This is a genomic window from Diaphorobacter sp., from assembly GCF_050251835.1.
Classification (GTDB): Bacteria; Pseudomonadota; Gammaproteobacteria; order Burkholderiales; family Burkholderiaceae_C; genus JBFXIE01.
Genome location: NZ_JBFWLZ010000035.1, coordinates 1 through 26,348, shown reverse-complemented (window position 1 = coordinate 26,348; position 26,348 = coordinate 1). Strand labels below are relative to the sequence as shown.

General features: G+C 68.6%; 20 protein-coding genes and 2 pseudogenes. 5 read left to right on the top strand and 17 right to left on the bottom strand.

The genetic code is table 11. The annotated features are described in order from the left end of the window. Positions 1 to 101: 101 nt before the first annotated feature. Genes AB7E35_RS11770 through AB7E35_RS11760 form a run of 3 tightly spaced genes read right to left on the bottom strand, consistent with a single transcriptional unit; the run spans position 102 to position 3,868 of the window. Complete coding sequence (locus AB7E35_RS11770) at positions 102 to 1,397, bottom strand: phospholipase A (protein ID WP_428164031.1); 1,296 nt, start codon at positions 1,395 to 1,397, stop codon at positions 102 to 104. Beyond that, positions 1,343 to 1,792: a hypothetical protein gene (locus tag AB7E35_RS11765; RefSeq protein WP_428164032.1), complete on the bottom strand. Its 450-nt coding sequence runs from the start codon at positions 1,790 to 1,792 to the stop codon at positions 1,343 to 1,345. Before AB7E35_RS11765 ends, AB7E35_RS11770 begins: the two co-directional genes overlap by 55 nt. A gap of 6 nt (positions 1,793 to 1,798) precedes the next feature. Continuing rightward, complete coding sequence (locus AB7E35_RS11760; RefSeq protein WP_428164033.1) at positions 1,799 to 3,868, bottom strand: ATP-dependent helicase; 2,070 nt, start codon at positions 3,866 to 3,868, stop codon at positions 1,799 to 1,801. Between the two features lie 144 nt (positions 3,869 to 4,012). On the opposite strand from AB7E35_RS11760, the gene AB7E35_RS11755 reads away from it, so the two are divergent. Both AB7E35_RS11755 and AB7E35_RS11750 read left to right on the top strand, forming a co-directional pair. After that, positions 4,013 to 4,987, top strand: coding sequence for an AEC family transporter (locus tag AB7E35_RS11755; RefSeq protein WP_428164034.1), 975 nt, complete (start codon positions 4,013 to 4,015; stop codon positions 4,985 to 4,987). Between the two features lie 313 nt (positions 4,988 to 5,300). Then, entirely contained in the window at positions 5,301 to 5,906 is a 606-nt protein-coding gene (locus tag AB7E35_RS11750; RefSeq protein WP_428164035.1) for a DVUA0089 family protein, read from the top strand. A gap of 125 nt (positions 5,907 to 6,031) precedes the next feature. On the opposite strand, the gene priA is transcribed toward AB7E35_RS11750, so the two are convergent. The 4 genes from priA to AB7E35_RS11730 form a co-directional block, all read right to left on the bottom strand. After that, on the bottom strand, positions 6,032 to 8,320 hold the full coding sequence (gene priA, locus AB7E35_RS11745; protein ID WP_428164036.1) for a replication restart helicase PriA: 2,289 nt from the start codon (positions 8,318 to 8,320) through the stop codon (positions 6,032 to 6,034). A gap of 656 nt (positions 8,321 to 8,976) precedes the next feature. After that, positions 8,977 to 10,098, bottom strand: a complete 1,122-nt coding sequence (hemE, locus tag AB7E35_RS11740; RefSeq protein WP_428164037.1) for a uroporphyrinogen decarboxylase — start codon at positions 10,096 to 10,098, stop codon at positions 8,977 to 8,979. 83 nt (positions 10,099 to 10,181) lie between these two features. Continuing rightward, positions 10,182 to 11,333, bottom strand: coding sequence for a glycerophosphodiester phosphodiesterase (locus AB7E35_RS11735; RefSeq protein ID WP_428164038.1), 1,152 nt, complete (start codon positions 11,331 to 11,333; stop codon positions 10,182 to 10,184). Between the two features lie 134 nt (positions 11,334 to 11,467). Further along, positions 11,468 to 12,379 (bottom strand): LysR family transcriptional regulator, encoded by a 912-nt coding sequence (locus AB7E35_RS11730; RefSeq protein WP_428164039.1) that lies wholly within the window; start codon positions 12,377 to 12,379, stop codon positions 11,468 to 11,470. A 149-nt stretch (positions 12,380 to 12,528) separates the two neighbouring features. Here AB7E35_RS11730 and AB7E35_RS11725 point away from each other — a divergent pair, with 149 nt between their 5' ends. Continuing rightward, positions 12,529 to 13,509 (top strand): TerC family protein, encoded by a 981-nt coding sequence (locus AB7E35_RS11725; protein WP_220638087.1) that lies wholly within the window; start codon positions 12,529 to 12,531, stop codon positions 13,507 to 13,509. A 30-nt stretch (positions 13,510 to 13,539) separates the two neighbouring features. On the opposite strand, the gene AB7E35_RS11720 is transcribed toward AB7E35_RS11725, so the two are convergent. From AB7E35_RS11720 to nhaA, 4 genes and pseudogenes are all read right to left on the bottom strand, one after another. Then, on the bottom strand, positions 13,540 to 14,613 hold the full coding sequence (locus tag AB7E35_RS11720) for a metallophosphoesterase (protein WP_428167607.1): 1,074 nt from the start codon (positions 14,611 to 14,613) through the stop codon (positions 13,540 to 13,542). Positions 14,614 to 14,642: 29 nt separating this feature from the next. Then, positions 14,643 to 14,855, bottom strand: a pseudogene (locus tag AB7E35_RS11715) (bifunctional O-acetylhomoserine aminocarboxypropyltransferase/cysteine synthase); the annotation flags it as partial. 54 nt (positions 14,856 to 14,909) lie between these two features. Then, positions 14,910 to 15,420, bottom strand: a pseudogene (locus AB7E35_RS11710) (CoA-binding protein). 48 nt (positions 15,421 to 15,468) lie between these two features. Next, positions 15,469 to 16,713, bottom strand: a complete 1,245-nt coding sequence (nhaA, locus tag AB7E35_RS11705) for a Na+/H+ antiporter NhaA (protein ID WP_428164040.1) — start codon at positions 16,711 to 16,713, stop codon at positions 15,469 to 15,471. A 189-nt stretch (positions 16,714 to 16,902) separates the two neighbouring features. Here nhaA and AB7E35_RS11700 point away from each other — a divergent pair, with 189 nt between their 5' ends. Next, on the top strand, positions 16,903 to 17,940 hold the full coding sequence (locus AB7E35_RS11700) for a formylglycine-generating enzyme family protein (RefSeq protein ID WP_428167606.1): 1,038 nt from the start codon (positions 16,903 to 16,905) through the stop codon (positions 17,938 to 17,940). A 112-nt stretch (positions 17,941 to 18,052) separates the two neighbouring features. Here the strand turns inward: AB7E35_RS11700 and AB7E35_RS11695 are convergent, their stop codons facing one another. Further along, positions 18,053 to 20,269: a protein-disulfide reductase DsbD family protein gene (locus tag AB7E35_RS11695; protein WP_428167605.1), complete on the bottom strand. Its 2,217-nt coding sequence runs from the start codon at positions 20,267 to 20,269 to the stop codon at positions 18,053 to 18,055. Between the two features lie 106 nt (positions 20,270 to 20,375). On the opposite strand from AB7E35_RS11695, the gene AB7E35_RS11690 reads away from it, so the two are divergent. Beyond that, a complete protein-coding gene (locus AB7E35_RS11690) occupies positions 20,376 to 21,203 on the top strand; it encodes a creatininase family protein (protein WP_428164043.1) in 828 nt (275 codons plus the stop codon). Positions 21,204 to 21,251: 48 nt separating this feature from the next. On the opposite strand, the gene AB7E35_RS11685 is transcribed toward AB7E35_RS11690, so the two are convergent. From AB7E35_RS11685 to AB7E35_RS11665, 5 genes are all read right to left on the bottom strand, one after another. Further along, positions 21,252 to 22,364 (bottom strand): SDR family oxidoreductase, encoded by a 1,113-nt coding sequence (locus AB7E35_RS11685; RefSeq protein WP_428167604.1) that lies wholly within the window; start codon positions 22,362 to 22,364, stop codon positions 21,252 to 21,254. Further along, on the bottom strand, positions 22,361 to 23,605 hold the full coding sequence (locus AB7E35_RS11680; protein WP_428164045.1) for an ABC transporter substrate-binding protein: 1,245 nt from the start codon (positions 23,603 to 23,605) through the stop codon (positions 22,361 to 22,363). The genes AB7E35_RS11685 and AB7E35_RS11680 overlap by 4 nt, the downstream gene beginning before the upstream one ends. 35 nt (positions 23,606 to 23,640) lie before the next feature. Continuing rightward, complete coding sequence (locus AB7E35_RS11675) at positions 23,641 to 24,729, bottom strand: cyclase family protein (protein WP_428164046.1); 1,089 nt, start codon at positions 24,727 to 24,729, stop codon at positions 23,641 to 23,643. A 174-nt stretch (positions 24,730 to 24,903) separates the two neighbouring features. Continuing rightward, positions 24,904 to 25,881, bottom strand: coding sequence for a threonine dehydratase (locus AB7E35_RS11670; protein ID WP_428164047.1), 978 nt, complete (start codon positions 25,879 to 25,881; stop codon positions 24,904 to 24,906). Then, positions 25,878 to 26,348: PhzF family phenazine biosynthesis protein (locus AB7E35_RS11665; RefSeq protein WP_428167603.1), on the bottom strand; the 471-nt coding region annotated here is incomplete at its 5' end. The genes AB7E35_RS11665 and AB7E35_RS11670, both read right to left, overlap by 4 nt.

Here is a 26,348-nt window from a genome sequence, read left to right as displayed (position 1 = left end):
ATCGCCACCCGGCGGTCGATAGCCAGGCCGGTGCCTGCGATTGTGTGTCGGCGCCGCAGGTGCCTCAAGTCACGCAGCGGGCCAAACGGTAACGGCGTGTGTCAAAAGTCCACCAGACTCAGCCCTACGCTGAGCACGGTGCGCTTGCGGTTGTAGTCGATCAGGCTGTCGCCATAGCCCGAAAACAGCTGCGTGTGCAGGCGCAGATTGGTGCGATCGCCCGCCAGGCTGGTGCCCAGGCTGCGCAGCCATTCCAGCCGGACTGAGCCGCGCGCGGTGGTGCCGAGCGAGTGGCGCGCAGTCAGCGCCAGTGTGTCGTCGGGGCTGGGGCTCCACGATACGGCGAGCTCTGCGCGGCCGATGTAGTTGCTGATGCCGGGGTTGTCATCGTCGGCCGCGTCTTCGGGCAGGCGCTTCCAGATGCGGCCGGTGACGCGCCAGCGGTCGTCCAGCTCCATGCCGCTCATCAGGTAGATGCGGTTCCAGCTGCGCGACAGCGGCAGGCTCTGTCCGTTGGACTGGTGCACCAGGCCGATGCCGCCATAGCGCCAGCGCCAGCCGCCGGGCAGCGCGATGTCGGTGGGCAAGACGTACATCACCTCTGGCTCATGGTCGGTGTTGCGAAACGGCCGCGACAGTGACGGGCTGAACACCTGCCAGTACGACTGCTGGGTGTAGCCAAACCACAGCGAGTCGCGCCGATGCGGGTCGCCGCGCGTGAGCAGGTCGTGCGCAATCTTGGTGCGCACTGACAGCTGCAGCCGCATCTCGGTGTTGCGGTAGTCGCGGACGGTGGTGGCATTGTTCAGGGGGTTGCCCGACGTGGGCTGGCGGTTCACGTTGTCGGCCCGTGTGACGGAAATGCTCATGGGCCGATAACCGCGAAAACGCAGCGCGCCGCAGTCGGTGCCGGGCTCCAGCTCCCAAAAGCGCGACAGGGTGGTGTAGCCGTTGCCGCGGCAGCCGTCGCCGGGCGGCTCGTTGCCGGCGGCCGGGGTGGCCATCGGCGCAGCGGCAAGGCTTGGGGCCGCAAGGCTCGCCGCTGCCGGGGCGGGCGCTGCAACGGACGGTGCGCCAGTCGGGCTCTCGGCCACCGCCGCTGGGGCGCTGGCCGTGGCCGGGGGCGCCTGCCAGAGCTGTGCCTGCGCCTGCGCCCGTGCTTGCGCCTGCGCCCATTGGTCAAAGCAGGTCAGGCGCGCCTGCGGGTCGGCCGTCAGGGCGGCGCATTGGCGCCAGCCCGCCGCGCTGTCGCCGCCCTGGCCGGGGGTTGGGCGGTCTGCACCTTGCGCCAGGCAGGCCAGCGGCAGCGCGGCGCCCAGCAGGCTGGCGATGCGCAGGCGCGTCATGGCAGCTTGCGCAGCGTGAAGGCGAACGGGCGGTCGGCCTCGTCGGTCCATTCGCCGCGGATCTGGCGGGCGCAGCTGCCGGGCACCACTTCGCCGTCCCAGTTGCCGCTGACGCGCGTGCCGTCGCGCGACTCTTCCAGGGTCACCCGGCCCTGGTGCACGTCGCCCACCACCACGGCAGAAAACCCGGGCCGGTGGATGAAGCCCTTCACGGTGCCGTCCCACTCGGGGTGAGGCTTCAGGTCCAGCACCACCGGGCCGCGCTGGCCGGGCATGTCGGCCTGCCAGCGGCCGACCAGCTCGGGCTGCTCCATCTGCGCGGGGGTGGGGCAGGCGGGGCGCGTGGTGATTGCTGCGCCTGCGGTGCCTGGCGAATCAGGGCCAAACTGGGCGCAAGCGCTTATAAAGCAAGCGCTGGCAGCTATCAAAAGTGTAGTTTTAAGCATCGATGTTCAGGGCGGTGTGCTGGCGGCGGCCTGGGCCTTGGCGGCAAATTCGGCGCGCAGCTGGCGCAGTTTTTCGCGCGGGTCTTCGCGGCTGGTGGCGGCGTCCAGCTGCATTTCGGCAATGAAGCGGCTGGGCTGGGCGGCCACCATCTCGCGGCCCTTTTTGCGCTTTTTGGTCCAGCTGACGGCCAGCGTGCGCTGGGCGCGGGTGATGCCCACGTACATCAGCCGGCGCTCTTCCTGCAGGCGGGCGGCAATGTCGTCGGTTACCTTTTGCTGGCGGCCCTCGTCATCGTCGAGCTTGAAGGGCAGCATGCCCTCGGTCACGCCCGCCAGGATGACGTGCGGCCATTCCAGGCCCTTGCTGGCGTGCAGGGTGGACAGCACCACCATGTCCTGGTCTTGCTCGCGGTCGGCAATGGTGGACAGCAGCGCGATGGTCTGGGCCACTTCCAGCAGGCTTTTGGTGGCGGCCTGGGTGGTGGCACCGGCGCTGTCGTCGATCTGCCCGCCCGCGCGCTGGGCCATCCAGTCGCAAAACTCCAGCACATTGCTCCAGCGCGCGGCGGCTACCTTTTCGCTGTCTTCGCTGTCGTAGATATGCTGCTCGTAGCCTATTTCTTTCAGCCAGTCGGCCAGAAACGCGCGCGCGGCCTCATGGCCGTGGGTGTGGCGGGCGCGGTGCTCCAGGTCGTTGATGGTGCGGCCAAACTCCAGCAGCCCCTCCAGGCCGCGCTTGGGAATCACGGCGGGTAGCATGGCGTTGAACAGCGCGCCGAACATGCTTTGCTTGTGCTGGGTGGCAAATTCGCCCAGGGCGCCCAGCGTGGTGTGGCCTATGCCGCGGCGCGGGCTGGTCACCGCGCGCAAAAACGCCGGGTCGTCATCATTGTTGATCCACAGGCGGAACCAGGCGCACAGGTCGCGGATTTCGGCGCGGTCAAAAAAACTGGTGCCGCCTGACACTTTGTACGGAATATTGGCCTTGCGCAGGGCTTTCTCGAACGGCTTGGCCTGGTGGTTGGCGCGGTACAGGATGGCAAAGCTCTTCCAGGCCGGAGGCGGGTTGGCCGCGGCGCGCAGGCTTTGGATGCGGGCCACGGCGCGTTCGGCCTCGTGCTCTTCGTTGTCGCAGTCCACCACGCGCACGGGCTCGCCCTCGCCCAGTTCGCTGAACAGCGTCTTGGGAAACAGCTTGGGGTTGGGCCCGATGACGTGGTTGGCCGCGCGCAGGATGGCGCTGGTGGAGCGGTAGTTCTGCTCCAGCTTGATGACCTTGAGCTGCGGAAAGTCCTGCGGCAGTTTTTTCAGGTTGTCCAGCGTGGCGCCGCGCCAGCCGTAGATGCTCTGGTCGTCGTCGCCCACGGCGGTGAAGCGGGCGCGCTCGCCCACCAGAAATTTGAGCAGCTCGTACTGCGTGGCGTTGGTGTCCTGGTATTCGTCCACCAGCACATGGCCCAGCAGGCGCTGCCACTTCTCGCGCACTTCGGGGTGCTGGCGCAGCAGGCGCATGGGCATGCCGATCAGGTCATCAAAGTCCACGCTCTGGTAGGCGCTCAGGCGCTCCTCGTAGCGCTGCATGATCAGGGCGATGCTGCGCTCGTGGTCGTCCTTGGCCAGTGCCAGCGCCTTGCGCGCGTCCCAGCCCTGGTTCTTCCAGGCGCTGATGGTCCACTGCCACTGGCGCGCGGTGGCCAGGTCGGTGGTGCCGCCTGCGCAGTCCTTCAGGATGCCGGTCACATCGTCCTGGTCCAGGATGCTGAAAGACGGCTTGAGGCCCAGCACATGCCCGTCCTCGCGCACCATGCGCACGCCCAGCGCGTGGAAGGTGCACACCAGCACGTCTTTGGCGGCGCGGCCGATCAGCCCGGTGGCGCGCTCGCGCATCTCGGCCGCGGCCTTGTTGGTGAAGGTGATGGCGGCAATGCGCCGGGGCGCAAGACCCGTCTCGATCAGCCGCGCGACCTTGTGCGTGATCACCCGCGTCTTGCCCGAGCCCGCGCCCGCCAGCACCAGGCACGGGCCTTCGGTGTAATGCACTGCCTGGAGCTGGGCGAGGTTGAGACCTGCGGACATGGGGTGGGTTTGCGCGGAGGGCGACGGAAAGTGCCGCAGAAAGTGCCGATGAGAGGCTGCGGGAAACAGCGCGCAATGATACCGGCGCCGCCCGGCGTCCACCCACGCGGCCCAGTGCTTGCGGAGGGCGCCACAATCGCGCCCGTGCTGTCCGTCTTGCTGATCACCTTTCCTTTCTTCGCCCTGGTGCTGTGCGGCTACCTGGCCACGCGCGCCGGGGCGCTGCCGGTGGCCGCCATCGGCGGGCTGAACAGCTTTGTGCTGTACTTTGCGCTGCCCGCCATGCTGTACCGCTTTGGCGCGCAAACGCCCATCGCCCAGCTGCTGGACCCGGCTGCGGCGGGCGTCTATCTGCTGTGCGCGCTGATCATGGTGGGGGGCACGGTGGCCCTGACGCTGCGGCGCCGGGGCTGGAACGACGCGGCCTTTGGCGCGCTGGTGGCCGCCTTTCCCAACTCCGGCTTCATGGGCGTGCCGCTGCTGGTGGCGCTGCTGGGCGAGCACAGCGCCGGCACCGTCATCCTGACCCTGGCGGTGGACATGGTCATCACCACATCGCTGTGCATCGCCTTGTCGCGCCTGGGCGGCGGGGGCGACAACGGCGCGGATGGCGGGGGTGCCCACGGTGTGGGCGTGGCGCTGCGCAACGCGCTGCGCGGCATGGCCGCCAACCCCATGCCCTGGTCCATCGTGTTGGGCGGCGTGGCGTCGGCCCTGCAGTGGCAACTGCCCGAACCCGTGGACAAAACCCTGGCCATGCTGGCGGGCGCGGCGTCGCCCGTGGCGCTGTTCACCATCGGCGCGGTGCTGGCGCGGTCGCAAATGAACCAGCATGAATACGTGCCGCCCGGCCAGTACGTGCCCATTGCGCTGGCCAAGCTCATCGCGCACCCGCTGCTGGTGTGGTGCGTGGGGCGTGCCGCCGTCGCACTGGGGTTTCAGATCACGCCTTTCACCCTGACCGTGCTGGTGCTGCTGGCCGCACTGCCCAGCGCCAGCAACGTGGCGCTGCTGGTCGAGCGTTTCGGCGCCCACGGCGGGCGCGTGGCGCGCGTCATTCTGGTGAGTACGGCGCTGGCGTTCTTGAGCTTCTCTGCCGCAGTGGCGCTGATGACCTGAGCGCTTTGTTTTTGATAGCTGGTGGCGCCCGGTTGACAAGGGCTTATGGGAAAAATCCAGCACATGAATGGGGTCGTATCAATGGGGGCGGATTCCCGTTTCCTGTCGCCGCAGTGTCGATCCGCTTTACACCTGTGCCTCTTTGGGCGGGGTGGGGGCTTGTTGCAATACCTGCAAGTGTTTGATCTGTAACGAATCGAACCAGTCTGCGACCGTATGGCATGCAATGTGCTTGATTGCGCCTGTGCCCACAGCCGCCGTGCTGAACCGATCCACGGGCACTCATTCATCTCAACAAGCACCAGGAAGTCCCATGACCCAGTTTTCCAGATTTGCGCTTGCCGCTGCGCTCGGTATGGCCGGGTTTGCAGCCCATGCCTTGCCTGTGGCGTCTGTCGGCGCGGGCAGTGCTGCCACTGCGCAAGTCCTTGACGCAAGCCTTTTTTCGACCAACTTTGTTGCCACGGTGACCAACTCGACCACGCAGCCGCACGTCGAGGTCACGCGGTCGGGGCTGCAGACTGCCTATGACTTCTACACTTTTGGCACGTCCGGCGGGTCTGTCACGATCGACTTCGACAGCATCAACCAGACCGACATGGAAGTGGGCCTGTGGAACGCTGCAGGACTGCTGCTGGCGGCAAACGACGACTACAGCTACGACGGCAGTTTCATCCTCGATGCGGCCATCCTCAACTTCAATGTGGCTGCGGGTGACTACTTCATCGGGGTGTGCCGCTTCAGTTGCAGCTTTGGCAACAACTTTGCCGTCAGCGGCAGCGCGCTGGGTAGCAACGGCGCCTATGTGATGAATGTGTCGGCCAACCAGAACCAGGTGCCCGAGCCTGGCACGATGGGCTTGATGGGGCTGGCGCTGGCGGGCCTGGGCGTTGCCGCGCGGCGCTCGAAAGTGCGCTGAGCAAAAACAATGGGGGCAGATTCCAATTTTCCCCGTTGCTGCGGATTGCTTCGCTTTTGATAGCTGTCAGCGCTTGATGTGCAAGCGTTGGAGCCCTAAATCACCTCATACCATCGCAAGCCACCTCAGATCACCTGCGGGTCCACGTCCACCAGCCAGCGCACCAGGCCGCGATGGCGTGGGCGCTCTGCGTGCAGCAGCGGCTGCCACGCCGCCAGAAAGCGCTGCAGCGCGGCGCGGCTCGCGCTTTCCAGCAGCATCTGGGCGCGTTCCACGTTGGCCACGCGCTGGATGGTGAGCGGCACGGGCGGAAACAGGAACACTTGATCCAGCCCCGGCAGGTTTGCGCCGCGCGCGGCGTCGCAGGCCGCCTGCAAAAAGGCCTGGGCCGCTTCCTGCGCGCGGGCGTCGGCGCGCACCAGGGCCTGGTGGGTGAACGGGGGCATGCCGGCTTCTTTGCGCTCGGCCAGCTGGCGCGCGGCAAAGGCGGGGTAGTCGTGGCGGCGCAGCGCGGCATAGACCGCGTGGTCGGGGTGCCAGGTTTGCACCCACATCTCGGGCGCGCTGCCCTGCGCGGCCACGTAGCGCGCGTCGCGCCCGGCGCGGCCGGCGGCCTGCATCAGCAGGGCAAACAGGCGCTCGGGCGCACGAAAGTCGCTGCTGAACAAGGCCCCGTCGGGCTGCACCGCTGCCACCAGGGTGATGCGCCGGAAGTCATGCCCCTTGGCCACCATTTGCGTGCCCACCAGCACGTCCACCTCGCCGCTGTGCACCTGGGCCAGTTGTTCCTCAAGTGCGCCCTTGGCGCGGGTGGTGTCGGCGTCGATGCGCGCCACGCGGGCGGCGCGGCGATCGGGCGTGATCACGTTGCGCAGCAGGGCGGCCAGTTGTTCCTCCAGCTGCTCGGTGCCGCGGCCCAGGGGCAGGATGTCGGGGTTGCCGCAGCCGGGGCAGGCGCGCGGCACGCGCTGGGCCGCGCCGCAGTGGTGGCAGCGCAGCGTGCGGTCGATCTTGTGGAACACCTGGTGGGCGCTGCAGTGCGGGCAGTCGCTTTTCCAGCCGCAGTCGTGGCAGTGCAGCACGGGCGCATAGCCGCGGCGGTTGAGCAGCACCAGGCATTGCTCGCCGCGCTCCACCCGTTCGGTGATGGCGGCCAGCAGCGGCGGTGAGAACACAGCACCGCGTGGCTGCTGGCCCATGTCCACCAGGCGCAGGCGCGGCAGGCCGGCTTTGTCAGCCTGATGGGCGGCAGGCCTTGGGTCTGGCCGGAGGCCCTCACCCCCGCCCTCTCCCAGGGGGAGAGGGAGTAATACCGGCGCTACCGTGCGCTCACCCGAACCCGCACCGTCGTCCGCTGTCGTACCTCCACCCGCATCCGCGCCGATGCGGCTGGGCATGTGCAGGCGCAGGTAGCGCCCGGGGCCGCCTTCGGCCGTGGGGATGCTGGCGTGCCAGCTTTCCAGCGACGGGGTGGCGCTGCCCAGGATCACCTTGGCGCCCTGTTCGCGCCCGCGCCATACCGCCAGGTCACGGGCAGAGTAGCGGGCGCCCTCTTGCTGCTTGTAGCTGGCGTCATGCTCCTCATCCACCACGATCAGCGCCAGCCCCGGCAGGCTGGCAAACACCGCCATGCGCGTGCCCAGCACGATGCGCGCGGCGCCCGTGTGCGCGGCCAGCCAGCTTTTCAGGCGCTGGGGGTGGGTCATGCCGCTGTGCATGCTGACGACGGCGGCGTCGCCGTACTGGGGCGCAAACCGCTGGCGAAAGCGCGCCTCCAGCTGCGGGGTGAGGTTGATCTCGGGCACCATCACCAGCGCCTGCGCGGCGGGGTGGGCGGCCAGGGCGCGCTGCACGCAGTGCAGATAGACCTCGGTTTTGCCGCTGCCGGTGCTGCCAAACAGCAGAAAAGGGCCGCGTTCAACCCCAATACGGGCTGCAGCGCTTGTCTGCTCTGCGGTAAGCGCTATGGATGGTGAAGTGCCATCGGGGCTGTGCGCGGGCGGCGTGGGGCGGCGCAGGCGGCGTGCCAGCTGCTCGGGCGCCAGGTCGCGCAGCTGCGGGGGCAGTGCGGCCAGCGCCACCTCGCCCAGCGCGCGCTGGTAGTAGCGCGCGGTGAAGGCCACCAGCCGGCGCCAGGCGGCGTCCAGCGGCGCAATGCCGTCCAGCACGCTGGCAATGGGGCGCGCCGCCATGCCGGGAGGCAGGGGCGCGGGCTGGGGCGGGGCGTCCCAGACCACGCCCAGCACCTCGCGCCGGCCCAGCGGCACGCGCACCAGCGTGCCCGGCGGCAGGGCGCGCGCGCTGGCGTAGGTCAGCAGGTCGCCCACCGCGCTGTGCGCAGGCGTGCTCACCGCCACCGGCAGCAGGTAGCTGTCAGACGGGTGGGGGTCTGCTGCGGGGGCTGTGGGGGACATGGGTGAGAGGCTGGGCAGACGGCTCAAAGGGGGGAGCGGGCGGGCGAGTGGGGGGAGGCAGCAGCGATCATTTCACAGCCTTGTCCCCAGGCAATGGCCGCTTCTGTGGATAACTTTGTTGACAGATGCTGTCGCCCGCCCCGAAAAGCGCGTGGCTGCGTGCTGTGGTGCTAGCGTATTGGCTAAATCAATCGGAAATAATTCCTTATGAATCAATGATCTTTGCTGCCGTGCGCTAGATGGTGTAGGCGCAGTTCGTGCCTGATGGGTGCTGTCATTGAAGCGTCAAACATGTGTACAACTGCGCTGTCAATAGCCTGAAACACGTAAAAAATGTGGTAGGGCAATGCCGGATGCGTGACTTCTGATGCAAAACATGCGGCAAGTGCTTGATTTGTCTGGTGATTCAGGAGAAGTTCAGGTTTTCTGTGGATAACTTTGTTGATATCCCCTGAGGCTCCTGCGTAAAGCCTTGTCGCACCGTGCTTTGCTTAGTCTGCCCACAAAAACGGCATCACCACCCGGTCTAAATAAATCAACAACTTACGCCGTTTTGATGATTGCCGCCCGCCCTGCATGGCAGGCGACAGTCGCATGAACGCCGCAGAGCGCCATGGTCAAAAGTGTGCATAAGTCAAGTTGCGGCTTGCCAGGGTTTACCGCAGCCGCAGGCTGCGCGAGTAACCATGTACCGTCTCCACCAGCGCGGCCACATGCTCGGGCGGGGTGAACTGGCTGATGCCGTGGCCCAGGTTGAAGATATGTGTGGGGCCGCTGCATGTGCGGTCGGTGTGGGGGGCGCCAAAGCTGTCGAGCACCGCGCGCACCTGCGCTGCCACGGCCTCGGGCGGGGCAAACAGCACGTTGGGGTCGATGTTGCCCTGCAGCGCCTTGCCCGGGCCGCCCACGCGCCCGCCCACGATGGCGCGCGCCTTGGCCAGGCTGGCCGTCCAGTCCAGGCCCAGCACCTCGCAGTCGATGTCCTTCATATCTTCCAGCCAGATGCCGCCGCCCTTGGTGAAGACGATGCGCGGCACGTCCTGGCCGTCCACGCCGGTGCGCTTGAGCTGCGCCAGCACGCGGCGGGTGTATTCCAGGCTGAACTGCTGAAAGCACCCGTCGGCCAGCACGCCGCCCCAGCTATCGAAAATCATCACGGCCTGGGCGCCCGCGTCGATCTGGGCGTTGAGGTACTGCGCCACGCTGTCGGCGTTGATGGCCAGAATGCGGTGCATCAGGTCGGGGCGGCTGTACATCAGCGTCTTGACCAGGCGGTAGTCGTCGCTGCCCTTGCCCTCGACCATGTAGCAGGCCAGCGTCCAGGGGCTGCCCGAAAAGCCGATCAGCGGCACGCGGCCATTCAGCGCCTTGCGGATGCTGGTGACCGCGTCAAATACATAGCGCAGTTTGTCCATGTCGGGCACGGCCAGCGCGGCCACGTCGGATTCGTTGCGCACGGTTTTGGCAAAGCGTGGGCCTTCGCCCTCGGCAAACGTCAGGCCCAGGCCCATGGCGTCGGGCACGGTGAGGATGTCGCTGAACAAAATGGCCGCATCCAGCGGAAAGCGCTCAAGCGGCTGCAGCGTGACCTCGGTGGCGTAATCCACGTTGGTGGCCAGCCCCATGAAGCTGCCAGCCTGGGCGCGCGTAGCCTTGTATTCAGGCAGGTAGCGGCCCGCCTGGCGCATCAGCCACAGGGGGGTGTAGTCGGTGGCCTGGCGGCGGCAGGCGCGCAGGAAGGTGTCGTTCTGGAGAGGGGCGAAGACGGAGGAATTCATGCGGGCGATTGTCGCAGGGCGGCCCCGCGCTCCCTGCCCCGCTCCCGGCCCTGCGCCCAGGGCGGGGAGCGCGACAGCGCCGCTCAGGGCTGCAAGCCATCCACCGCCCGGCGGCCCACGGCGGCGTCGTCGGTGAACACACCGTCCACGCCGGTCTGCAGGTAGGCCTGGATTTCCGCCACGCTGTCGCCGCGCGCGGTGGCGTCGCTGTCCGGCTGGCCTTTGAGCGAGGCGGGCAAAAAGCGGTTCTCTGGGCGGAAGGTCCAGTCCTGCACCTTCAGGCCGACGGCGTGGGCATCGCGCACCAGGCTGGTGGGCTGGCCCAGGCCCGTGGCCACCCGGCGGGCGTCGCGCACCAGCGGGATGATCAGCTCCTTGTGCGGCGCCACGGCATAGGCGTAGGTGGCGATTTCCTTCAGACCGGCGGGGGTGACCAGGTCTGCGTAGCCGCGGGTGTTGGACGCGCCCTGCGCCACGAAGTCGTAGGGCCGGCCATTGCCGACCAGCTGCGCCAGGCGCACGTTACTGCGCTGGTGGATTGCCTTCAGGTTGCCCACCTCAAAGGACTGCACGATCACTGGCGCGGCTTTGTGGTTCCAGCCGTTTTTTTCCAGCGTGGCCAGCAGTGGCAGCTCCAGCGGCAGCCCGATGGACTGGAAATAGGTGGGGTGCTTGGTCTCGGGCTCGATGCCGATGGTGCGGCCCCGGGCGGCGGACTGTGCCTTGACCAGGTCGATCACCTCTTGCAGCGTGGGCACCTCGAACTGGTCGTTGTAGGCGGTATTGGCCGGGCGAGCGGCCGGTATGCGCTCGCGCGCGCGCAGGGTCTTCAGTTCGGCCAGCGTGAAGTCTTCGGTGAACCAGCCGGTGATGGACTTGCCGTCGATCACCTTGGTGGTCTTGCGGTCGGCAAATTCGGGGCGCTCCATCACGTTGGTGGTGGCTTCGCGCACGGTACCGTCGGCGTTCAGGATGGCGATGGCGTTTTCGTGGCGGGCCACCAGCACGCCGTCCTTGGTGATGACCAGGTCGGGCTCGATCAGGTCAGCGCCGTCGTCGATGGCCTTCTGGTAGGCGGCCAGCGTGTGCTCGGGGCGCAGCGCCGAAGCGCCGCGGTGCGCGATCACCGCGCGCTCGGGCGGCCATGCGGGCACACCGTCACCGCCGCTGGCGGCAAGGCTGAGGGCGGCGCTTGTGGCAAGCACCAGTTTGGCGAGGGCAGAGGTGGCGGTCATCGGAAAGCCTGTGGTCTGTGCAAAAGCGGCGAGCCTGGGGGGCTGCTGTGACATTCGCGTGACCCATGTCTGCCCCATTCCCGCGCAGGCGCGAATCCGGTTGTCTTGGCATCAAGCCCTTGTATGAAAAGCGCCTATAGCTCCTGATTCAATAGCGCACCGCTGGCACCCGCCTGCAGCAGGCGCGTCAGCAGCGGATGCATCACCTTGCGGGCGCTGTAGATCAGGTGGAACTGCTCTTGCACCTCGGGGGTGGTGCCCACATGCACCAGGCCCAGCGTGTGCGTCAGGTGCGTGCCCAGCGTTTCGGGCGCGGGCATCACGCCCATGCCGGTGGCGGCAAAGGTGCTGAGCAGGGCGCTGTCTTCAAACTCGCCGGCAATGTGCGGGCGGATGCGCTCGCGCTCCAGCCAGTGGTCGATGCGCGCGCGCATGGCGGCGTGCTCGGTGGGCAGCAGCACCGGCACCACCGCCAGGCTGCGCGGAAACTGGTGGCGCGCGGCCTGCGCCCACAGCGGCGGGGCGTACCAGGCGATGGCGCTGGTCCCCAGCAGCTGGCTGGTGCTGCGCAGCGCCGGGTTGGGCGGGGCGGGGCGGTCGGCCAGCACGGCGTGCAGCTTGTGCAGCGCCAGCTCGCCCAGCAGGGGCTGAAATTCGCCCTCATGGCACAGCAGGCGCAGGTGGGGCTCGTCCAGCACGGGCGTCAGCAGCCGGTGCACGGCCAGCTTGGCAATGCCGTCGGAGATGCCCAGGTTCAGGCGCAGCGTGGGGCCGCTGGCCGCCTCGCGCACGCGCTGGGGCAGTTGCTCGCCCAGGGCGAAGATGTGGTCGGCCTCGTGCAGCGCGGCCACGCCGGCCTCGGTCAGCATCAGGCTGCGGCCTTCGGTGCGCAGCAGGCTCACGCCCAGGGCCTTTTCCAGTTCGCGCACCTGCGCGCTGATGGTCTGCACGGCCATGTCCAGTCGCTCGGCGGCGCGCGCCATGCCGCCCTCTTTGGCAACCACCCAGAAGTAATACAGATGGCGGTAATTGAAGCTCTGGCTCATGGGCTGTGCTGGGCTGGATAGCGGGTTACTTCGTAAAAACCGAAGTCATCGTACTGATAAGGCAGGTTTTTATTCATTCATGCTGCCTCTACATTGCACCACCTCGGGCCGCCGGCCCAGTGGCACAAACCCTGTCGGGAGAAGGAATCATGGAAACCATAGGAACCTGGTGGATGTGGGCGGGCTTCGCCGTCTTTGTGGTGGCGGCGATCGCCGTCGATCTTTTGGTCATGGAGCGCCAGGGCGCGCACAAGGTCACCATGGGCGAGGCCGTGCGCTGGAGCCTGCTGTGGTTCGGCCTGGCCTTCGTGTTCGTCGCCATCCTGTGGTGGTACCTGGACGGCAGTCAGGGCCGCGAAGTCGCCAACACGGTGTCAATGCAGTTCATCACCGGCTATCTGGTGGAGAAAAGCCTGTCGGTGGACAACATCTTTGTCTTTCTGATGCTGTTCAGCTACTTTGCCGTGCCGCCGCAATACCAAAAGCGCGCGCTGATCATCGGCATCATCGGCGCCATCGTGCTGCGCACGCTCTTGATTCTGGTGGGCGCCTGGCTGCTGGCCACCTTCCACTGGCTGCTGTATGTCTTTGGCGCGTTTTTGGTGTTTACCGGCATCAAGATGTGGTTTGCCGCCGGCCAGGAGCCCGACATCTCCACCAACCCGGTGCTGGGCTTGTTGAGAAAGCGCATGCGCATCACCGACCGGTTTGACGGCGAAAAGCTCAGCACCATGATCGACGGCGTCAAGCACTACACCCCGCTGTTCGTGGTGCTGGTGCTGATCGGCACCACCGACATCATCTTTGCCGTGGACAGCATCCCCGCCATCTTCGCCATCACCAGCGACCCGTTCATCGTGCTGACGGCCAACATCTTCGCCATTCTGGGCCTGCGCGCGCTGTACTTCCTGCTGGCCGACCTGGCCAACCGCTTCCACCTGCTGGCCTACGGTCTGGCGCTGGTGCTGGTGTTCATCGGCGCCAAGATGCTGCTGATCGACTTCTACAAGATCCCGATCGGCTGGGCGCTGGCTGTCACGGCCACGCTGATTGCCGGCTCCGTCGTGCTGTCGCTGCGCAGCTCCAGCGGCGCGGCCCGGTCGTCGCAGCAGTCGCATGCAGAGCGGTAATTCAGGCGCCGAAGCTGGCGCGGTTTGCGATCAGCGGGCGTGCCCCCCGAAGCCAAGGGTCGCCTCGCTGGTGCCGTCGTCAAACTGCAGCACCCGCTCGGGCCAGCGCAGTGCGGCCAGCTTGAAGTGCGGCTGCGGTGCCAGGCCGTCCTTGCGCGCGCGCCAGCTGCCGCCGACGGAATAATCCACACAGAACACATTGCGGCGCAGGCCGTGCCAGGCCAGCGGGGCAATGGACTCGAACAGGTCCACATCCTCTTTGCCCACGGCGCTGCGGTCGATGGGGTGGCGCCGGCGCCAGTAGTGGCCAACGACCACGGGCGTGGCGTCGGCGTAAGTGTCCCACCAGGCCACGCGCTGCGAAAAACGCCATTTGCCGCCGGCAAAGAAGGGCTGGTCGCCCGTGCGCTCCACGCCTGATGTCAGCACCTTCACGGGGTTGAGCATCTGCTTGTTGGCTTCGTGCTCGGCGTGGGCATGCAAAAAGGGCGGCGGCGTGTCGTGCCGCTCCAGGTCGCCGCCCCAGGCGGCCAGTTCGGCGCGCATGCGCTCGCCCAGGTCGGTCTGGCGCGCCAGCGCGCTGGCGCGGCCCTCCCAGTCGTCATAGGCCGCGCGCAGCGCACCCTGGGGCAACTGCCGGGCGGCGCCGATGTGCGCATTGAGCCAGGCGGCATGCACCAGGCGCAGATCGCCGCGCTCCAGCGCCACGGGCAGGCGTGCCACAAAGTCCTGAATGCGCGGGCGATCTGCGGGGGTGGCGTGCGCAAACGGGGCGTACTTGGGTGCGTCGCGGTCGCTGCGGTGGTCAAAGAACCAGCCGGCGCCGTCCTTGGCATCGTCGCGCAGCAGGTTGATTTCGTGGTTGCCCAGCAACGCGCAGGCCCTGCCCGATTCGACCAGTCGCTGCACCAGGGCCAGCACGGCGGGGCTGTCGGGGCCGCGGTCGCACAGGTCGCCCATGAAGACCAGGGTGCGCCCCTCGGGGTGCACGCCCTGCGCGTCGTATTGCAGGTGCCCCAGCAGGGCGCGCAGCGCGCCGTATTCACCGTGCACATCACCCACGATGTCCAGGGGACCACAGGGCAGTGGCTGCACCAGACTCATCGGGCTTCTCCTTGCGTGCCAATGTGGTTGCCACCCTCCAGGCTGGCGATGCGCCCTTCCGGCACGGCGACCGTGGGGTGGCTGATGCGGCTGCGCACGTTGCCGAAGGTCTGCAGGTTGAACCAGCTGCCGGCGTGCTCGGCGTCGTCTGACACGCCTGGCTGGGCGCCCGCGTGGATGGCGCGCGTGCCGAAGCCGAAGGCACGGTCGGCTCCAGAGCCGGGTGGGGTGGATGCGGTCATGGTTTTATGAGTCAAATAGGCCCCCAGCGCTTATCCATCAATCGCTGGCAGCTATCAATACGGGAGCTTGCACAGTCGCCTGGGCGAGATCACCTGGGTGTTCACGCCCATCCAGCCCGCCGAACAGGCGTGCGTGCTCGATCTTCACGCAGCGGTTGTGGATCACCTGCAGGCCCGCGGCCTCGGCCTTGGCGCTGGCGGCCTCGTGGAACACGCCCAGCTGCAGCCACAGGCACCGGGCGCCAATGGCGATGGCCTCGTCGGCCAGCGGCGGTATGTCCTCGCTCTTGCGAAAGCAGTCCACCATGTCGATGCGCGCACCCTGCGCGGCCAGGGCGGCAGCGGCATCCAGCACGCTGGCGTAGGCGGTCTCGCCCAGTATCTGCCCGCCACCTTGCGCGACCAGCGGGTTCACGGGCACGATGCGGTAGCCATGGGCCTGCATGTACTTGGTGGCCAAGTGGCTGGGCCGGTGCCACTGCGGCGACAGGCCCACCACGGCGATGGTGCGGCACTGCGTGAGCACGTCACGCAAGGTGCTGATGGTGTCGGGTGTGCGGAGCATGGCGGCAGTGTATGCACAGCCGTGGGCCGGCGGTACCCACGGCACCCTTCATGCGGTGGCAGCATGCCGCTTCAGCCACGCCCCCCACGCCAACCCCAGCAGCGCCGCCAGGCCCGAGGCCAGCAGCACGCCGCGCTTGGCGGCGTCCAGCAGCGCGGCGCTGTCGAACGCCAGGGTGGCGATGAAGATCGCCATGGTGAAGCCGATGCCCGCCAGCAGCCCGGTCAGCAGCACGCCGCCCCAACCCATGTCCGCAGGCAGGGCGCACAGGCGCAGGCGCACCGCCAGCCAGCAGGCCAGCAGCACGCCCAGCGGCTTGCCTGCCACCAGCGCCAGGGCCACAGCGCCCATCAGCACGCTGGCGCCCGGCGCCGCCTGCTGCGCGCCGCCCAGGCTGACGCCCGCGTTGGCCAGCGCAAACAGCGGCATCACGCCAAACGTCACCCACGGGTGCAGGCTGGCCTGTACGCGCTGCACGGGGGCGGCGTGTTCGCGCCCGGCCAGCATGTGCACCGGCGTCACCAGGCCCAGCACCACCCCGGCCAGGGTGGGATGGGCGCCCGTCTGCCAGATGCCCCACCACAGCAGCGCGCCCGTCGGCACAAAGGCCCAGGCGCGGCGCACGCCCAACTGCTGCAGCAGCACCACGCCCGCCAGGCCCAGCGCGGCAATGCCCAGCATGGGCCACTGCAGCCCGCCCGAATAAAACAGCGCAATGATCAGCACGGCCACCAGGTCGTCGATGATGGCCAGCGTGAGCAAAAACACCCGCAGCACCGGCGGCAGGCCGCGCCCCAGCAGGGCCAGCACGCCCACGGCGAAGGCGATGTCGGTGGCCGTGGGCACGGCCCAGCCGCTGCGCAGCGCGGGCGGCACCAGCGCCAGGTACAGCAACGCCGGCACGGCCACGCCGCCCAGCGCGGCCATCACGGGCAGCAGCGCATCGCGCGGGCGGGCCAGGGCGCCGTCGTGCAGCTCGCGGCGGATCTCCAGACCCACCACCAGGAAGAACACCGTCATCAGCGCGTCGTTCACCCAAAAGTGCAGCGATTGCTCCAGTTGCCAGCCACCCAGCGCGACCGACAGCGGCAAATGCCACAGCGCGTGGTAGCTGGCGGCCCAGGGTGAATTGGCCCAGGCCAGCGCGGCGGCGGCCGCGATCAGCAGCACGATGCCGCCCGCGGCATCGGCGTGCGACAAGCGCGAGAGCAGGGCCGAGCAGCGGTCGGCCAGGGCAAGCAGGGCGGGCTGGCGCGGCGCAGCGCGCCGCGGGGTGGTGAGGCGGTCGGTCATGGGCAGGCGGGGCCGCATGCTGCGGCCCGTGGCGCGCAGGCGGCCCGACCTGCGCTGAAAACCTGCCCTGCCGCCCCATGCGGTGTGGACACCCGGGGCGCAGTATAGAAATAGAAAGCGCTGCCCCAGGGCGCTGCTGCAATGCCCCGGCCCTACACTGGTTTTTTTGTATGCCCCACGGAGTTCCCGATGACCCGCGTCACTTACCTCGCCTTGCAAGCTGCCTGCACCGCGCTCGTCCTGGCCGCTGGCGCTGCACAGGCGCAGCAGGTCGCACCGGCCCACTGGGTGAATGTGCTGGGAATGCCCTTCGTGCGCATCGCACCAGGCAGCTTTCATATGGGTAGCGATGAGCCGGCCGACGCGCTGGCCCGTGCCTACCCGGGACTGGAGCACTGGCGGTTTCAGCAGCTGGCGGACGAGGCGCCCGCGCACACCGTGCGCATCACCCGTGCCTTTTATCTGGGCCAGAAGGAGGTGACGGTGGGGCAGTTTCGCCGCTTTGTGCAAGTTGCGGGTTATGTGCCCGAGTCCGAGGCCGATGGCACGGGCGGCTATGGCTACAACCCGGCCTACGACCCGGCCGCCAGCGCGCGCGGCGATGCGTTTGAGGGGCGCGACCAGCGCTATTCCTGGCGCAACCCCGGCTTCGCCCAGGGCGACGACCACCCGGTGGTCAACATCACCTGGCACGACGCGCATGCGCTGGCCGCCTGGCTCAGCGCCACCGAGGGCCACCGCTACCGCCTGCCCACCGAGGCCGAATGGGAATACGCCTGCCGCGCCGGCACGCGCACGCGCTACCCGCATGGCGATGACCCGGCCGCGCTCGCGCGCCACGCCAATGTGTTCGACGAGGATGCCGCGCCCTACTGGCCGCGCTGGCAGTCCCAGGCCGCGCCGGGGCGCGATGGCCATGCCTTCACCGCGCCCGTGGGCAGCTATGCGCCCAATGCCTTCGGCGTGCACGACATGCTGGGCAACGTATGGGAATGGGTGTCCGACTGGTACGCCGAGGACGCCTATGCAAAGTCACCCGGCGATGACCCGCAGGGGCCGCCCACGGGCCAGGCGCGCGTGCGCCGCGGTGGCTCGTGGCACACCTGGCCGCTGTATGCGCGCTGCGGGTTTCGCAACTGGAACACCCCCGAGACGCGCTACACCCTGGTGGGCCTGCGCCTGGTGCGCGAGATTGACATGCCACCGGCCCGCGCCTCGCGACGTTGAGGGGTATCAGACTCTCACCACGCGCTGCGCGACCCGCGACGCATGAGCTGGCGCTACCCAAGTCAGGGCAGCAAGCCAAGGGCCGCCCCGCAGCGCCACAGGGCGTGCCACTTCAAAGCGCGGCCACGGCGGCGCGCAGTTCCGATTCGCCCAGGATTTCGGAGAACACCACCGGCGCCTTGCCCGGCGCGTGCAGCACATAGACCGGCACGCCGCTGCGGCCCAGTTGCGCCAGCGCGGCGGTGATGGCGGGGTCGCGCCGCGTCCAGTCGGCGCGCAGCAGGGCCACGTTCTTCGCGGCAAAGTCCTGCAGCACCGCGGCGCGGGCCAGCGTGGTGTTCTTGTTGTACTGACAGGTCACGCACCAGGCGGCCGTGTAGTCCACGAACACCGGGCGGCCCTGGGCCAGCAGTTCGTCGGCCAGGCCGGGGCGCCAGGGCTGCCAGGATGTGGCGCTGGTCGCATCGCCCGGTGCGGCAGCGGCGGCGCTGGGCAGGCTTTCCATTTTGATGACAAAAGGCCCCCAAACCCATACAAAATAAGCGCAAGCAGCTATTGAAAGCGGAGCAAGAACAGCCCGCGCGGCCCCGCGCAGCGTCAGCGCCCACACGGCCATGCTGAGCGCCACCAGCAGCGCCAGCAGCGCCGCCGCGCCGTTGATGCCGCTTTGCTGGCCCAGCACCCACACCAGCCACACCACGGTGGCAAACATGGGAAAGGCAAAGAACCGCCGCAGCGTGTCCATCCAGGCGCCCGGCCGCGGCAGCAGGCGGGCAAATGCGGGCAGCCAGCTGGCCAGCAGATAGGGCAGGGCCAGGCCCAGGCCCAGCGCCGCAAAGATCGACAGCGCCTGCCCCGCGGGCAGCGTGGCCGTGAGGCCCAGCGACGCGCCCATGAACGGCGCCGTGCACGGCGATGCCACGGCCACGGCCAGCACGCCGGTCAAAAACGCGTCCAGCACCGGGTGGCGTGCCTGCAGGCCCGCCAGCGACGAGGGCAGCATGCGCCCAAACTCGAACACGCCCGCCAGGTTCAGCCCGATCAGCGTGAACAGCGCCGCCAGCGATGCCACCACCGCTGGCGACTGCAGCTGAAAGCCCCAGCCCACGGCCTCGCCCGCGGTGCGCAGGCCCAGCATCAGCGCGCCCAGCAGCAAAAACGACAGCACCACCCCCGCGGTGTAGGCCAGCCCGCCGATGCGGTGGGCGCGCTGGTTTTGCGCATGGCGGGCAAAGCCCATCACCTTGATCGCCAGCACCGGGAACACGCAGGGCATCAGGTTCAGGATCAGCCCGCCCAGCAAGGCGCCGGCCAGCGCGGCCAGCCAGGCGCCCAGCGGCGCGGGCGTTGTTGCAGCCAGGGGTGGCACTGCGGCGTTGGCATTGGCGGCGTTGGCCTTGAGCGCGGCCTCCAGCGCGGGGGACACGCCCGTCAGCGCCGCCACGGCGGGCCAGCCGCCCGGCACGGGCAGCTCGGCACGCCAGCCCTGGCCGCCGTGGGCCAGCACCACCGGCATGGGCACGGGCCCGTCGCTGCGCTGGGGCGACAGCGGCAGGCGCGCCGTCCACACCGCGCCGTCCCATTGCTGCGTGGGCGTGGCGGCGGTCTCCACCACGCCCGTGGTCTCGGGGAACACCTCCAGCGTCTGGCCCTGCAGCGCCTCGGGCAGGCCGGCCACGCGCAGCAGCACGGCATTGCCCTGAACCTGTGCGCTGCTGCCCTCTTGCGCGGGCAGGTCGCGCGGGTGGGCCGCGGCGGCGGCATCGAACGCGGCGGCGTGCAGCGCCGTCGTGCCCTGCAGGGGCAGGCGCAGCGTGAAGCTGCCTTCCTCGGGGATGCATTCCTTACGGCACACCAGCCACGACGCCTTGAGCTGGAAGGTCGCTTCCTTGGCCAGCGGGCCGGGGTTGAAGGCCGGGGAGACGGTCATGGGCACGGGCAGCAGCACCTGGCCCTCGTAGCCGTAATTGGCCAGGTTGCCCAGCGGAATCTTTTGGGGCACGGGCCAGGCGACCTCGTCCGCGGTGATGCCTGCCGGCAGCTGCCACTCCAGCTGCGTGGGCAGGCCGGAGTCGCCCGGGTTCTTCCAGTAGGTGTGCCACTCGGGCTGGTGCGTGATTTGCAGGCCCAGCCACAGCGGCTTGCCCGGCCCCACGCCGTCAGGCGCCTGCGCCACCAGCTCGGCGCGCACATGCGGCGTGGTGACGACGCTGCTGGCCGCAGACCCCGAAGTTTTCAGGTTGATTTGTGCGTTGGCGCCCGTGGGTAAAGCGCTGGCAGCTATCAAAAAAAGAGTGATGAGCCAGGACGGCAAAAAAGTGTGTCGCATGTCGCAAGGTGGGAGCAGTGGTGCGTGCTTTGGTTCCGGGCGCTGCAGGTTGAGGGCGCTGAATCGGCTGCGCCGTGGGGGCCGCAATGGTAGATCGTCCACTAAGATGACCCGCATGCCATATCCCTCCCGCTTTTGGGCCGAGCTGTCCGCCCGCGACTTTGCCCAGGCGCACACCACGGGCCTGGCCGCGCAGACCGTGGCGGTGCTGCCCGTGGCCGCTGTCGAGCAGCACGGGCCGCATCTGCCGCTGTCGGTGGATGCCGCGCTGCTGGCCGGCGTGATCGACGCTGCGCTGCCGCTGCTGCCCGCCGATCTGCCCGTGCTGCTGCTGCCGCCGCAGAACGTGGGCCTGTCCACCGAGCATCTGTCCTACCCCGGCACGCTCACGCTGTCGCCCGCCACGCTGATCGCGTTGTGGACCGAGCTGGGCGCCTGCGTGGCGCGCGCGGGCATCCGCAAGCTGCTGCTGCTCAACGGCCACGGGGGCAACGTGGCGGCCATGGACATCGTGGCGCGCGAGCTGCGCCAGCGCCACGGGCTGCTGGTGTACGGCAGCAGCTGGTTCAACCTGGTGGACGACGCCACCAATGCGCGCTTTGCCGCGCAGGAGCACCGCTTTGGCATCCACGGCGGCGAGATCGAGACGTCCATGATGCTGCACCTGGCACCCGCCACCGTGCGCATGGAGCATGCGCGGCATTTCCACTCCACCTCGCAGGACCGCGCTGCGCGCTACGGCCTGCTGGGCAACGGCAAGAGCGCCAAGATGGGCTGGGCCATCGAGGACTACAACCCCGCGGGCGCCGTCGGCAACGCCGCGGCCGCCACGGCTGCCCAGGGACAGGCCATGGTGCAGGCCGCCGCGCGCGGGCTGGCCCAGTTGCTGGCCGAGCTGCATGCGCTGCCGCCGGAGACGGTGGCACAGCTGTAAGTGAAAAGTGGCTTTTGCGGTTGCTGGATAAGCGCTGAAAGCTATTGTTTATGTAGCTAAAGCCTGCGCCGCCGTAGGCAGCAGCCGGCGCTGCTGCAACTGGCCGAACCATTTGCGGAACATGTCCTCAGTGTCCATGCACGCATGAAAGCCCGCCTGGCGGATCTTCACCGAGCTCATGATCACCGGCGGCAGCGGGGCGGCCCTGCCGTGGTTCATCTGGAAGTCGGCGTACGTCGCGCCCTGGCCGATGAAGGCGGTCAAGTCGCGCGGCGCCGTCAGCTGGTATTTGTCCACCAGGCGCTCCCACGCGGGCTGCTGGTCGGCCAGCGCGGCGGCCAGCGACTGGGGCTCGGGCTCGCCCACGGGCATGCCCAGTGCGTCGGCAATGGTGGGCCAGACGTTCTGCCAGACGAACACGTCGCCGTTTTCCAGGTTGAAGGTCTCGTTGCGTGCGTTGGGCGATTCGGCCGCCCAGGCGCAGGCCTGGGCGATCAGGTCGGCGTCGATGGCCTGGTTCACGCGCGCAGGCCCGCCGGGATAGGCCAGCGGCAGGCCCTGTTCATGGCGCAGCCAGGCATAGACGCCGATGGCCGGGATGGGGTTCATGTGGCTGCCCGCCGCGTCGCCGAACACGATGCGCGGGCGCATGATGGTGAAGTGCCACCGACCCTTGGCCTGGCGCTCGCGCAGGAAGTCCTCTTGCAGCCAGTAGAAGTTCTCGTGGGGGTCGCGCGGCCAGCGTTCGCGTGCGGGCACCGCGATCTGCGGGTGGATGTGCACGCCGTAGGCCTTGCCGCCCTGCATGATGGTCACGTGGCGCAGCGCACCGCCGGGGCGGTCCAGCGGCTCGACCACGTTGCGCAGCATTTGCAGGTTGATGCGCATCTGCTCCTGGTCGCGCCAGCCGCCCACGAGGCCCCCGGGCTGCTCGTACACGGCGGCATAGACCACGTGGGTGATGTCGTCCCGGTTGCCCAGCGCAGCCTGGCAGGCTGCGGCATTTTGCAAATCCAGTTGCAGCGACGTGGCGCCCGCAGGCAGGGCGATGGCGCGGCGCGCCACGCCCACGGCGCGCCAGCCGGGCAGGGCGGCGAAGTGGCGCAGGCAGGCCTGGCCCACGACGCCGGTGGCGCCCACGACGAGTACGGTGTGCGTCATTTCTTCACCAGGGGGCACTTGGACTGCGACAGCGGCAGGAACGCCTTGTCACCCGGCACGGTGGCCACGAGCTTGTAGTAGTCCCACGGGTACTTGGACTCGGCCTGCGACTTGACCTCGAACAGGTACATGTCGTGCACCATGCGGCCGTCCTCGCGGATGCGGCCGTTCTTGGCGAAGAAGTCGTTGATGGGCGTGGCCTTCATCTTGGCCATGACCTGGGCCGTGTCGTCGGTGTTGGCGGCCTGCACGGCTTTCAGGTAATGCATGGTCGATGAATAGGCGCCCGCCTGGCTCATGTTGGGCATCTTCTTCATCTTTTCGAAGTAGCGCTTGGACCAGGCGCGCGTCTCGTCGTTCATGTCCCAGTAGAAGCCCTCGGTCAGCATCAGGCCGCCGGCGGTGCGCAGGCCGATGGCGTGGATGTCGTTGATGTACATCAGCAGGCCGGCCAGGGTCTGTTTGTTCTTGCCCGTGGTCAGGCCGAACTCGCGCGCGGCCTTGATGGTGTTCACCGTGTCGCCCCCCGCGTTGGCCAGGCCGACGACCTGGGCCTTGCTGTTTTGCGCGCTGAGCAGAAAGGAGGCAAAGTCTGTCGCGCCGATGGGGTGACGGGCCGCGCCCAGCACCTTGCCGCCCTGGGCCGTGACCACGGCGCTGGCTTGCTCCTGCAGGCTGTGGCCGAAGGCGTAGTCGGCGGTGACGAAGAACCATTCCTTGCCGCCGCGTGCGGTGATGGCGCTGGCCGTTACGTTGGCCAGGGCATAGGTGTCGTACACGTAGTGCACGGTGCTGGGCATGCACAGGTCGCCCGTCAGGCGGTCCAGGCCGGGGCCGTTGAAGATGACGACCTTCTGCTTTTGCTTGGCCACCTCCAACACCGCCAGCGCGGGCGCGGAGACGGCCACGTCCATGATGGCGTCCACCTTGCCGGTGTCGAACCATTCGCGCGCCTTGCTGGAGGCGATGTCGGCCTTGTTCTGGTGATCGGCCACCACCAGCTCGATCTTCTTGCCCGCTACCTTGCCGCCGAAGTCGTCAATGGCCATCTGGATGGCGGCGGCGCTGCCGGGGCCGGTAATGTCGGCGAACGGGCCGTTCAGGTCGGTGAGGATGCCCAGGCGCACCACGTCGTCAGAAATCCTGGCGTCCTGGGCGGTAGCGGCGGCCGTGGCAGCCAGCAGGGCAAAGCCCGTGCACAGCGTGCGGCAGGCGCGGGTCAGGGGAGTGTGGCGGTTCATGGTGGTCTCCTTCGTTGGTATGTGTGTAGGGGAAATCAGAGGGTGGCAATCGGGGTCACCGGCGAGCCCACGGCGCCCGGCAGGCGCAGCGGCGGTGCGGTGAGCAGGAAGCGGGTGCGCCCAAGGGCGTGCAGGTGGTCGGCCAGCTCCTTCAGGTACCACAGCTCGCCCAGCGGCAGGCCCAGCTTGAACAGGCAGTGCTCGTGCAGCGGCAGCACAGGGTAGGGCGCGCCGTCCTTGGGTACGCGGCGTGGCGGGTGGCGCTCCACGGCGTAGTTGTCGGCGATCAGCGCGGCGATGCCGCTGTCGGTGATCCACTGCAGCAGCTTCTCGTCGCCGCCGTCCAGCGCGGCGCAGCTGTGGTGCAGGCGGTGCGCGTCGGGCTGGCGCTGCATGGACAGCACCAGTTCGGCAAAGCCGGTGCGCAGCAGCAGCATGTCGCCGGGCTCCACGCTGGCGCCGCTGCGCTCCATGGCGCGCATGAGTTCGTCGTAGCCGATGTCCCGAAAGTCGGTGCCGTAGGCGCGCTCCAGGTCCACCAGCACGCCGCGCCCCTGCATGCCTTTCACGGCCAGGTGCTCCACGCCCAGCGCGCGGGCCACGCTCTCGTCCGGCGCGCGGCCGGCGCAGCACACGGGCTGGTAACGCGCCGCCGCGCCGTCGCCATCGCGCGCGGGAATGCCATGGTCTTGCGGACCCAGGATGTGCTCGTGCCCGCGGTAGCCGTTGTAGTACACCGTGCGCGGCTGGCCATTGCCGTCGGGGTCGAACAGCGCGCCCACATGCGCCAGCGAGTCCCATTGCGTGGAGTACTGCAACGACAGCAGCACCTGGTCGTCGCTGACCACGTCGGTGGCGCCGGGGTACACATGGCCCAGCGGAAAGTTGACGTACGGAATGCCTTCGCGCCGCGTGGGGCGCAGTTGGGGCGGCAGGCGGCGCGCGTTCAGTGCGTTGCCGCCGGGGTAGTCCAGCGGCAGCGACAGGCACAGGCTGATGCCCTCGCGCACTTCCTGCACGCCCTTGCGCACCTGCTCGGGGCCGATCAGGTTGGTGCGGCCCAACTGGTCGTCGGGCCCGAAGTCACCCCAGTTGGAGCCTGCGGGGCGTTGTCTCCATCGCATATTGGTGTCTCCAGCGCCGCGGATGGGTGCGGCTTGGAAGCAATGGTGTTGGCGCAGGCAGGGCTGCGTCAAACACCGCGATGAAAGTTTTGTTGGTTGAAATCACCTGCCGGGAAAACCCTGGCGTTCTCAGGCTGGCCTCGTGCAGCGTGTTTTGCAGGTCGAAACCCGCAGTCACTGCCCCATCAGTACCCGGGCGAACAACGCCGCATCCACATTACCGCCCGTGAGCGGCAGGCCCACGCACTGGCCGCGCAGGGCTTCACGCTCCTGCAGCGCGGCAGCCAGTGCCGCCGCGCCCGCGCCCTCGGCGACGTTGTGGGTGTCCGTGAACAGCGCGCGCATGGCTGCGGCAACCTCGTCATCGCTGACCTGCACCATCCGGTCCAGTTCAGGCAGCAGCACGGCCAATGCGTCCGGGTCGGCCGTGCGCACCGCCAGGCCGTCGGCGATCTGCGTGCTGACGGGCGACGCCACCACATGGCCCGCGGCGAACGAGTCGGCATAGGTGGTGGCGTGGCAGCTCACCACGCCCACCAGGCGCACTCCATGTCCCAGTGCCCGCTTGGCCGCCACGGCAGCGCAGGCGCCGGAGCCCAGGCCGATGGGCACATAGGCGACGTCCATGTGCGGCACGGCGCGCAGGAACTCCCACCAGTAGGTGGCCACGCCGCGCACCAGGTCGGGGTGGTAGCTGGGCACCATGTGGGCGCCGCGTTCGGCGGCCAGTTGCAGGGCGTGCTCGCGGGCGGCCTGGAAGTCGTCGCCGTGTTCCACCAGGTTCACGCCCAGTGCGCGCATGGCCGCGTTCTTCTCCACCGAATTGCCATGCGGCACGACGATGGTGCAGGCCACGCCATGGCGTCGCGCGGCCCAGCCGATGCTCTGGCCGTGGTTGCCGCGCGTGGCGCTGATGACCTCGTGCGGCAGCTTTCCGTGCTGCGCCAGCTGGTCGAAGTACGTCAGGCCGCCGCGGATCTTGAACGCGCCCACCGGGTTGTGGTTCTCGTGCTTGAGCCAGCACTCCGTGCCGAGCCGCTCGCCCAACAGACCCCAGCGGTACTGCGGCGTGGGCGGGAACTCCTGGCAAACGGTGCGTGCCGCGGCTTCGATGTCGGCCAGCGTGGGCAGCGGTGCTGCGGCGCGCGTCACAGCCGCACCTCGCCGCGCACGCAGGTGACGGAGTGGCCGCCCACCCAGATCTGCGGGCCGTCCTGCTGCACATGCACGCGCCCGGCGCGGCCCAGCGCCGTGCCCTGGCTGGCCACATAGCGGCTGGGCGCCAGTCCCGCGCCGATGAGCCATTGCGCCAGCGCCGCGTTCAGGCTGCCGGTGACGGGGTCTTCCGCCAGACCGTTGTTGCCCGGGAAGAAGGCGCGCACCTCGAACGCGATGCCCTCGGCATCGCTGGCACCCACCACGCCGACCTTGCCGCGCGGCCCCACCACGCCCACGTCCAGCCCGGCCAGTACCGCGCCGTCGGGCCTGAGCCCGAGTACCTGATCGGCCGAGCGCAGCATCACGCCGCGCCAGTTGGGGCCGTTGTCGCACCAGGCATGCGCCACGATGTCGTCCCGCGCCACGCCCAGGCCGCGCGCGATGAGCTGCACGTCGTCCTC